Source organism: Alteromonas profundi, assembly GCF_010500865.1.
Classification (GTDB): Bacteria; Pseudomonadota; Gammaproteobacteria; order Enterobacterales; family Alteromonadaceae; genus Alteromonas; species Alteromonas profundi.
Map to the genome: position 1 here is coordinate 1 of NZ_JAAAWN010000073.1, position 2088 is coordinate 2088.

The 2088-nt window shown below is 36.8% G+C and carries 2 protein-coding genes; one reads left to right on the top strand and one right to left on the bottom strand.

Features of this window, described 5'->3' with window-relative positions; genetic code table 11:
* Positions 1-62: 62 nt before the first annotated feature.
* A complete protein-coding gene (locus GTH32_RS19150) occupies positions 63-419 on the bottom strand; it encodes a hypothetical protein (RefSeq protein ID WP_023559486.1) in 357 nt (118 codons plus the stop codon).
* A 1250-nt stretch (positions 420-1669) separates the two neighbouring features.
* Here GTH32_RS19150 and GTH32_RS19155 point away from each other — a divergent pair.
* A complete protein-coding gene (locus GTH32_RS19155) occupies positions 1670-2026 on the top strand; it encodes a hypothetical protein (RefSeq protein ID WP_241155619.1) in 357 nt (118 codons plus the stop codon).
* Positions 2027-2088 lie beyond the last annotated feature (62 nt).

A 2088-nucleotide genomic window follows, 5' to 3' on the forward strand; every position in this document is an offset into this window, starting at 1 on the left:
AAACTGTGAAATTTTCATGATATATAATCCTAGTCAGTTGAAAAAACGAAAAACGACAGGGATTAAATTCTTGGAGGACGCTCTATTTGGTTAATGAAACGATTAGGTGTAGCTTCACTATAAACTGAGACTAAATTGGGAGATTTTTTTAGAAACGAGCTTTCAATATCAAAGTAAAAAGCTATGTGTGTAAAATGGCCATGACAAGAACAACAATGGTCACAATCACTTCCCGTATCTAAATCGTAAGCATCGGACAGTTCGATTAATGTATTTTCAGTACATAATTCATTGCTAAACAAGTGGTCTTGTTCAATAGAAAACGCGTCAGTCACAATCAACAAAAATTGTGCGCACAACAAAAAAGCGGCTAAGACCACTTTTAGATTTTTGCTAATGCGGTAATTCGTTTTCAACACAAGATTCCTCTATTGGCAATTCATGTTCTCTTAAAATATGATTGTAGTCAATGCCTAAATGGTCAGCTTTCTGATTCACAAGAGGAACTCTGTATTAAAAAGCCATGTATTTCAATTAAGTTGCTAAATCTTGTCAGAAAAACAGAAATCTACTGCAAAGCCTGCTCATACATAATCCGGCAATGTAAAATAAGTACACCGAAGGAATAGAAGAATACAACATGCAATTTCAATAAGCCTGTCACAATTATTGCGTCTCGCTCGTACCAAAACCTGTAATACCCCCTACAACAAGTGTAAAAGCAAGTCCAATACTGAAAGATAAAATCACCGTTGACCCAAGAGGTAGCTTTTCCAATTGCTATCTGATCTCCTTACAGTGAGCGCATCAATGAACAACAAAGTAAATATTATCTGGCTCATGCCATAACCGTGATGCTATGCTTATGAGCATGAAGTTGGTTCGCATCGCTTCTTTGAGTTCACCAAATCATCTAAGGCTCCATTTTCGAATAAACGGTACAATAGACTAGTAGAAAGGCATATCGGAAACTCGATATCGCTAGATACCTTACTGTAACTTTTTGGCTAAAAACGTTGTCGCTTCGCGTAAAAATACCGGTCATTTTTTGACCTTGGCAAGTTCATGTTTTAATCTGCTATCCCCGCGTCACAACGGGGATCACTGCTCTTATGTGTTTTATCTTTAGATTGCGCAGCATGATGTTTTCAGCAGTTAGGTAGACTAAGAAAAATACTAATATCTAAAGCAATCTGACGACCAATAATATCAGGTTTCTAGCAGAGTAATACCGCTTCGAGTATGAATTCTGAAGTATACTTTGTTTGTTAACAACCACTCATTCCTGGCATAGCAAGCTTCTTTAGGGGAGGTTTCCTAAAAATCTGAAGAGGCTCCACAGATGACTGAAATCTATGAAGGGGCACTATAATAATTGTGATAATTCTCTTTCTGATCTAGAACCGTAGCAGAGTTACTTTCATGTTAAATAGTTCATGTTAATGCTTATTAACATGAACTATTTATCCGGCGTACTGATTTGCGTTGTCGGATTATACATGAGCTGGCAAGGTGGTAGTTTTCTACTTCCATAGTTAAATTAAGCATTTAATAGGTTCAAATGGCTTCCTTACACTGTGTTGGTCTCATATCTGTATTGAATAGATCGCTCATTCATTGACCCTAGCTATATTTTAAGAGATAATCAACCTTCATGAAGAGGAATGTTGTGTCGAAAAAGAATTTCCGCATTAGCAAAAGTTTTAAAGTGGTTCTGGCCGCTTTGCTGTTGTGCGCGCAATTTTTGTTGATAGTTTCTGACGCATTTTCTTTTGAACAAGAACATTTTATTAGCAACGAAGTATGTACCGAAAGTACGTTAATCGAACTGCCTAATGCTTATGATTTAGGCACAGGAAATGATTGTGATCATTGCTGTTCGTGTCATGGCCATTTCACCCATATTGCTTTCTATCTTGATAATGACAGCACGTTTCTAAAAAAATCCCCTACCCTAGCTTCAGTTTATCTCGAAGCTTCACCTAGCCGTTTCATTAACCAAATAGAGCGTCCTCCAAGAATTTAATCCCTGTCATCTTTCGTTTTTTTAACTGACTAGGATTATATTTCATGAAAAATTCACAGTTC